We start from the raw sequence: 7,710 nt of genomic DNA, 5'->3' as shown, positions 1-7,710 counted from the left end.
CTCCCGCTGACGATCACGACTCCGGCCAGCACGAGTACCCCGTCACGGACTCACACCAGTACCGCGACCTGCAACTTCAGGATGAAACGATCTCAATGGCGGTCAGCGTGGATTTCCCAGGCATCCGCTGCGACTGCTGAAGCGTCCTGCAGGGCCTGCGCCAGGGGTTCGGGAATGTTGCCCTGTCCGAGGCCGGCGGAGGCGACGGTGGTGGAGAGTGTTCTCCGCTCGTCCTGGCTCAGCCCTTCGCGGCACACAGGGTGGGCCAGGACGTCTCGTGCGATGTACCCGTCTGCCTGCGTCGTTGCTTCGCAGGTGAGGCGGCGCAAGGTTTCGGCCTGCCGGGCGTGGGTGGTGAGGTCGAGTAGGACCAGTCCCACACGGGAGCGGAAGACGGCAAGTTCGGGGGCCGAGTCGAGGGCCAAATAGCGCTGCACCATCGTGTCGATCGGCTCGACCGGTTGCTCGTCGGCTGCCCTGTGGCAGAGGACGGTGAGGGCTGCCGCGACGGAGTGCTCCCATGGCTCCACGAGGGTGCCTTTGTGCAGGAACTTCAGCGCATCGCTGGGTTGCTCGCCGAGGCAGCGGCCGAGTACTTCCACTTGACGCCCGTCGAAGAGGCGCTGGCCTATGCCCCGGTGCTGCTTGCTGTGTGCCCGTGCGCGGTCCCATTCACCTGCTGCGACGAGGGCGCGGGTTCCGTCGCCGAGGAGGACGGTCCACAGCCATTGGCACACGTGTTGATGGTCGGCTGGCGACGTTGTGAGGTGCTGGAAGGACGTGGTGCGGTCGTCGATGACCGTCTCTGACTTCGATCGCACCGCTCGGTTCAGGGAGTCGAGCAGGTGGTAAGCGCCGTGCCCGTCGCCGTCGCGGATGCGCAACCGGGCCAGGTTGACCAGGGGTTCCAGGGCGTGCTGGGCTTCCTGCGCGCCCAGGGGCTGGGCACGCAGGACGGCCTCGGCGTGACGCCAGCACAGAGCGCGCGCCAGGTCCGGCATGCCGCAGTCGCTTGCGATCAGCGCCGCCTTGTTGAGAGCGACGGTTGCGGAGGTCACGTTGCCGTCGCGCTCGGCGGCGGCTGCGAGGTCGGTGATCTCGCGGACCCGTTCAGCGAGGGGCGGGCACGCTGGACGTGGACGGGCAACGAGCGGGAACCGCTTCGCTACCTGGCTGACGTCCATGTCACTGCCATTCGATGACGATGCGGTTCAGCGGGTTGTCGAAGGCGAAGCGGCCGGGCTTCGGCGCGAGCGGGGCCGCGTCGAGCGGCTGGATCTCGAAGGCGACGTCGAGCGCCCGGAAGTCCTGGTCCCAGGTGCGGATCTGGTCCGCGACGTTTCCGGCGAGGGCTTCGGCGTCGGGGCCGTGGCCGATGACGCCGAACTCGTACAGGGTGGCGCCGTCGGGGGCCTTCTTCGCGTACGGGCGCCGGGTGAGGTAGGTGAGCGTGCCGCCCTCGAAGACTGCGGTCGATGACGGGTAGGGCGCGGTGACCAGACCCTTCTCGATGGCCTCGGCCTTGGCGGGCATCCGGCTCAGGCCGTTCGGCATGGCGCAGGCGAGCCACAGCTCCAGGTACTCCGCCGATTCCGGCCCTCGGAAGGTGACGTCCGTCCACACCTCGGCGCGCGGCTGGCGGAAGATGTCGCTCAGGGCGTCCACGTCGACCTTCTGGTCTCCGTTGGTGACGAGGGTGATGGTGTGGTCGGGGTCCAGGGGAACGAAGACGCGCGGGTCGTCGGCGATGCCCCGGCGCAGCGGCATGAACGTGTTCATCTGGCTGCCGACGCTGCGCCAGGCTCCGTCCTGGTTCTCGAAGGCGATCGAGCGGGAGACGCTGCCGCGCAGGCGCAGCGGGGTGAGGAGCCGTCCGCCTGGGGCGAGCTGTTCGAGCCAGGCATGCGGGACGCCGTGGGCGCCGACGGTGGCTTCGATGCGGTCGTACGGCGCGTTGGGGGCGTGGCCGACTGCTCCGTCTCTGAGGATCACTTCCACGTTGTGGATGTCGGCGGCGGCCAGTCCGCGGCGTGCGCCTTCCACGATGTCTTCGTCCACGTCGATGGTGGTGACGTGCCCTGTCTCGCCGACGAGGTAGCCGAGGAGTCCGGCGTTGAAGCCGGTGCCGGCCCCCAGCTCCAGGATCTTCTGGCCGGGCTGGACGTCGAGCTGTTCCAGCATCATGGCGACGATGTCGGGCTGGGAGGCGCAGCTGATGGAAGCGCCGGACTCGTCGAATTTCGTGTCCACGGGGGCGTTCCCGTACGCCTTTTCCAGAGGGGCGTTCGGGACGAAGAGGTGGCGGGGCACGGTCCGCATGGCCTCCTCCACACGGGGCGTGCGCACGCACCCCGTCTCGACCAGCTGGTCGATCAACTGGTTGCGCAGGCGGTCGGCGGGAGGGGCTTCGATGGTGTCGCTGTTCACCCCGTTGACCGTAGTGCTCGCCGTCCCCTCAGTTTGGGTGGACGCGGTGTTGTCGCTCGTTCCCATGACTACCTCTTTTGCGAGTGTTGACAAGGTGTGCTGGTCCTGGGCGGGGAGGCCCAGGCGGTTGAAGTGGAAGATGCCGTGGTGGGCGATCACAGCCCGCAGCCCTCGTTCCAGGCGGCCCTGGCGGTTGAGGTCTGCGAGCTGCTGGCCGAACCACTCGAAGGTGGCTATCCACTCGGCCAGCGGCGCGAGTCGGCCCTGGGTGACGCTGCGGCTGGTGGTGCTGACGTCGACGGTTATCAACCGGTGGACAGCGGCCCGGTGCCGTTGCGGACTACGGACCTCGTCGCCGGGGCGTTCGGCCGTGATCTTCGCCCAGACGTCGCCCTGCTCGTACCAGTCGAGGCCCGCCGCGCGCATCGCCACGCTGAGCAGGAGGACCGCCAGCTCGCGGCGGCCGAGCTGGGGACCAGTGACTGCCTGGTGGCGGGCCGCCTCGTCCAGTAGGTGACGGCTGTCGTAGTGGAACAGGGTGTGCGCGATCTTCATGGCGGCCGGTCCGCCGAAGGCCGTCTCTTCCGGTTCGTAGATGCCCCGCGTCCAGGAGGCGAGGACGCCAGCGTCGACCAGCTCGTCCAGGGCAGCGTCCAGGGCCTTCGCGGAGTCCGGGCCGGCGGCGCGGTACCGCAACCGCCACCAGGGGTACTTCCGCAGGAACGACCACTGGGCCAGTTCCGACTCCTGGGCGATCAGCACTGGGAGCAGATGCTCCACGGCGGTGGCCTCCGCGCGGCTCCAGTCGGTGAACCGGATGAGGTGTTGCGGCCATTCGTCCGCTGCCATGTTCCCTCTTCTCTTCGTCTAGTTGGTCAGGAAGCAGGTGTCCCACCCGGACGCGGACGGCGTTCCGGTGTGGAAGGCGTTCAGGGCGAGTGCGGTGCCTGCGGCACCTTCGAGAAGCCCGATGTCGCCGCCGCTAGGAGGGTTGATCAGGGAGTCCGCCAGGGGGCCGGGTGCGGTGTCGGTGATCGGGGCCAAGAGCCGGGGCAGGCATGCGGTGAGGCCGGGGGTGAGGGCGTCTGCGGCAGCGAGTTGCGTGATGTGCGCCAGGCCCGCGAAGCCGTGGCACAGGCAGACATCCACGGTCGCGCCGAGTTGGCCGGGGTCGGTCATGGCGCGCAGGAGGGCGAATTCGGCGGCGTGTTGGCGAGCCGGATCCTTGAGAGCCTGGGCGGCGAGCTGCTGGACTCGGGCGAATCCGGCGGTGCCGTAGCACCAGGACGGCCGGGAGGGTCCGGGGCCGGTCGTGCCGGAGCGTAGCTGCTTGCGGGTGATCCAGTAAGGCCACCACGGTCCGGCGGGGCCGTCCTGCTGCCAGTGGTCGAGCCAGGTCAGGATGCGGGTGATCGCGTCGAGGTGGCCGTCGACGGTGACGCCGCGGCGGGCCGCGAGGGAGAGCACGGCGAGGGGGCCGCCGATGCCGTGGGCGACGCCGTTGTTGGCGTGCCCTTCCGGATACTCCGGGGAGATTGTGCCGGAGGGGGCGAGGTGGCTCCACCAGCCGGGCAGGAGTTCCCCGTCGTGCTTGACCGGCTCGGTCAGCCGGACCAGATACGTCAGGATCTCGCGCAGGACGTCGGTGTGGACGTCGCGGTGCAGCAGGAGCCCGCCCATCCCGCTCAGGCCGCGGATCGCGTCGAACTCCGCCAGCGCGGGCATGTCGCCGCGGTCCATGCGCGCATGGGCGTCCGCGAGCCGGTCCCGGATCGCCATCGTGACGTACCGGTCGAGGGTGTCCAGGGCGTGGGCGTAGCGTCCGGGGCGGTCGGCGGCGGCGTGCAGGGCGAAGGCGAGCGCGGGCGCACCGTAGTAGAGGTGGCTGTCCGGTCCGCCGACGGCGGGTTCGGCTGCGGCGCAGGCGAGCCAGTCGTGGGCGCGCTGCCACGGGCCCTGGCCGGTGCGGGCCCGCTCGATGTGCAGCAGCGCGACACCGGCCGCGCCGTGCGCGAGCGACTGCGGCCACCAGCCCTGGCGGTGATGCAGCCCTCGTACGTCCTGCGGCGAGGCGAGCCGCTCGGCGATCGTGTCGGCGGCGGCCCGCGCGCTTTCACGCAGGTTCATGGTGATCTCCTCGGTGCGTCCAGGCCATTGCGGCGGCGTGGGCCAGCCGTACGCACATCCGCTCGTCGTCCTTGTCGATGCCGACGGCGCGGATGTGGTGGGCGTGCAGCAGCGAGTCCAAAACAAGGTCCGGGTCGATGCCACCACCGGACGCGTCCAGCTTCTGCCGGTAGCAAGCCAGGGCCTCGTCACGCTCGCTCCAGGCGCCGGCGATGGCGGCCCCGCCGGGAGCCGCGCACAGCGCCGCCCAGCCGTCGGTCGGATCGGCCAGGCGCACCGTTTGACCGCGCACGGTCCGGTCCATAGGGCGCGGGTCGGTGATCCGGCCGTGGGCGATCAGCCAGGCCATGCCGGCCGCGGTACTGCCGGTGAAGGCGGCGGCGAGAGACACGAAGTTCGCGGCAGCGAGGACCTGTCGGTGCGGGCGGGTGCTCTGAGCGAACTGGACGGCCAGGGCTCGGGAGTCGGCGGCGAAGACGTCCTCGGCCAGACTCATCAGCGGCCCGGAACCCCACCGGCCGGTCTCCGGGTAAGAGGTCGCGAACTGCATATCGGTGAGGAGCCCGGCACGGCGCAGTCCGCTCGCCCAGGCACTCACACGCTGCGCGGTGACCGCGAAGTCCTGCTCGCCGGGAACTGCGATGCGCAGCCGTAGGTGCCAGCGGGGGTCGCGGTAGCGCATGTACCACCAGGTCGGCGGCGTGTCCCACTGGCCGAGCAGCGCCGGAAGGTGGTCGGCCAGGATCTCGGGCTGCCGTTCGACGTGCCCGTACAGCTTGACCAGCAGCCAGGAGGCGGTGCCTGGAAGGTGACCGTGGTCGCGGGTGACAAGCTGGTCGGCGGTCACGGGCGGGACGGCCGGCCACTGCGGCGGGCGGACGGCCGTCATCGGGGTGATGATCTCGTGTGCCCGTCCGTCGAACCAGCCCCCGTCGGATTCCGCTTCCGTCAGGGCGGCCGATTCGTGGGTGTCCAGGTGGGCGCGCAGCAGCGCGAGGTGCGCGCATTCGGAGAGGTCCAGCGGCAGGAGCTGGTCGCCTTCGGCCAGCGCGACTTCGTCCGGAACTCGGCGGCGCGTGCGCCACTCGTCGGCCGCCTTGTGCCACTCCTCCCAGGGGACGCGGCGGTCGGGCAGTTCCGACCGGTCCAGTCGCCACCTCGCCGGAGAGAGGATCGCGCGCCCGTATCGCACGCGCGGCAGGTACGGCAGAGCTGTGGCGGACGCCCAGGGGAAGCCGGTCAGGACGGCGGTCTGGGAGCGGTTGATCTCGGTGAGGAAGCGTGCGAGCGGCGGCGTGTGGCCGCGTAGGTCCAGAGCGTGCAGGGTCATGGGGTCCAGCAGGCACGCACGGGAGAGGGAGACGAGGTAGAGCCTGCGGCGGTCGCAGCCCACGGCGAGGTCGTCGAGCGTGATGGTGCGCTCGTCCACCGGACGGTGCTCCGCCAGGCTAATGACGGCCGGCAGGAGTTCGGCGACGCGGGTGACGTTGGTGTCGCCCCGGTCGAGTGGAGCGAAGGAAACCTGCGTGGGCACCGAGCCGGGCTCGTTGACCGGTAGCTCCTCCAGCATGGCGGCGGCGCGGGCCTGATCTTCTGGTGTGAGCAAGCCCAGGCTCCGGCCGATCGTGGTGCCGATCCCGCGGGAGGGGGCGATGCCGTGAAGGACGAAGTCTCCCTTTTCTAGGGCCTCTTGTGATGTGGCGCGGATTTGGAAGCGCAGCTCCGTGTGGGCCGGTACCTGCGGGGCGTTGCGGTCTCCGACTGTCAGGGTGCGGATCAGGTCCTCGTCCAGGCTGATTTCGTCGCGGTCGTCGAGGACGGCGGCCTGGGCGAGGGAAAGCAGCCGCTGTTCGCGGTTGGTCAGGGCCTCGCGCTGTTCAGGTTCCGCGTCGCGGTATCCGGCCGGGAAGCCGAGGCCGACGTCCGGGTCCACTAGGTCCTGGACCGGGACGAGCGAGTTGATGCCGTACCGCTCGAAGAACCGGTTGTGGAAGTCCTTCCACGCCGGAGTGCCGAAGGGATACGCAGTCAGCCTGGCCAGCACCGTGGCGGCCTTCTCGGCCTCGCGGGCCACCTCTGGTGGCAGAGTGAGGGAGCAGTCCATGCGCAGGTCCAGCGTGAGCGGCTGGGCCTTGACGCTGCTCAAGGCGGTCATCTTCTGACGTAAGGCAGTACGCAGGCGCCGGCCGTCCGCCGGAGCCAAGACCTGGTTGTGCTGGGCGATGGCGTCGCGGACTGCCCGCAGGTCGGCCACGAGGTCCGCAGCTGACAGCGCGCCGGCGGCTTCGGCCTGCTCGACCAGGTGGTCCAGGGCATCGAGGGTGGCGGAAGGCGCGTGCAGGCTAGTGATGAGCACGCCGCGTTCGACCAGGCTGCTGACGAGCCCTTCCGCCCGGTCAGCGGGAACGTCGGGGAACTCGGTTCTCAGCAGTTCGACCACCGCATGGACGGGGACGGGCGAAGCGGCAGCGTCAACGGCGATACGTACGGCGCCGGTGTGCCGAAGGGACACTTCGGCCGCCGGGCTGCCGTCGGTACAGCGTGAGCGGGGCGGGTAGGGCACGATCAGCCGATCACCCCGTACGAAGACGGTGTTGTTGGCCATCACATACAGGTGCCGTAGGAGTTCAGGATCTGCTTCCAGACGGGCGATCAGATCCGCGATCCAGTCGCCATCGGCACGTACGACAGCACGGTGCCACTCACCCCAGGACCATCCCGGACGTTCCCCGAACGAGGCGGGCGCGATGCCGGCGAACAGACCATTCGGGGTTGCTCGGCCCGTCATACGCAGCACGTACCGCATGACCGACACCACTACACGGCGGAGCTGACGAGTCTCGGGACTGGCCGCCGAACACAGGAGCTCAACCTGCTGAGCGAGCAGAGGGCTGGCCTGCTCGATGGAGTCGGCGGCCTCGGACAACGACCAGACGTCGCGCAGCCACGCCTGCCACCGCACCGTACGGCCCGGGGTGTCGTCGGTGAGGTCCGGCCACGCGGGAAGCGGCAGCCTCGAGTATCGAGCGGCGCGCACCAGCGCAACGTCCGCACACCGGTACAGCGGACCGTCCTTCCTGGAATCCATGCACCCTCCCTGGTTGTGGCGCGTCGGGGTGCCAGCCCGCGCGGCGGAAGCCGCGCGGGCTGGCATAT

General features: G+C 69.9%; 4 protein-coding genes. All 4 read right to left on the bottom strand.

The features are described from left to right. Positions 1–92: 92 nt before the first annotated feature. From ACZ470_RS37175 to ACZ470_RS37160, 4 genes are read right to left on the bottom strand one after another with little or no spacing between them, the layout of a single operon-like run. Positions 93–1,184: a hypothetical protein gene (locus ACZ470_RS37175; RefSeq protein ID WP_468434377.1), complete on the bottom strand. Its 1,092-nt coding sequence runs from the start codon at positions 1,182–1,184 to the stop codon at positions 93–95. Between the two features lies 1 nt (position 1,185). Continuing rightward, positions 1,186–3,276, bottom strand: a complete 2,091-nt coding sequence (gene fxlM, locus ACZ470_RS37170) for a methyltransferase, FxLD system (protein ID WP_468434376.1) — start codon at positions 3,274–3,276, stop codon at positions 1,186–1,188. Positions 3,277–3,294: 18 nt separating this feature from the next. Beyond that, positions 3,295–4,554 carry a lanthionine synthetase C family protein gene (locus tag ACZ470_RS37165; RefSeq protein ID WP_468434375.1) on the bottom strand — a complete coding sequence of 420 codons (1,260 nt, stop codon included), beginning with the start codon at positions 4,552–4,554 and terminating at the stop codon, positions 3,295–3,297. Next, the gene (locus ACZ470_RS37160; RefSeq protein WP_468434374.1) at positions 4,541–7,642 is read right to left on the bottom strand and encodes a lantibiotic dehydratase; all 3,102 of its coding nucleotides are present in this window, start codon (positions 7,640–7,642) and stop codon (positions 4,541–4,543) included. The genes ACZ470_RS37165 and ACZ470_RS37160 overlap by 14 nt, the downstream gene beginning before the upstream one ends. Positions 7,643–7,710 lie beyond the last annotated feature (68 nt).

The organism is Streptomyces sp. NPDC031111, assembly GCF_055570675.1.
This window is presented reverse-complemented; position numbering and strand designations above follow the sequence as displayed.

Excerpts from the sequence above, each read along its gene's own strand:
- ACZ470_RS37175 (WP_468434377.1), bottom strand. The coding sequence starts at position 1,184 with ATGGACGTCAGCCAGGTAGCGAAGCGGTTCCCGCTCGTTGCCCGTCCA.
- ACZ470_RS37160 (WP_468434374.1), bottom strand. The coding sequence starts at position 7,642 with ATGGATTCCAGGAAGGACGGTCCGCTGTACCGGTGTGCGGACGTTGCG.
- fxlM (WP_468434376.1), bottom strand. The coding sequence starts at position 3,276 with ATGGCAGCGGACGAATGGCCGCAACACCTCATCCGGTTCACCGACTGG.
- ACZ470_RS37165 (WP_468434375.1), bottom strand. The coding sequence starts at position 4,554 with ATGAACCTGCGTGAAAGCGCGCGGGCCGCCGCCGACACGATCGCCGAG.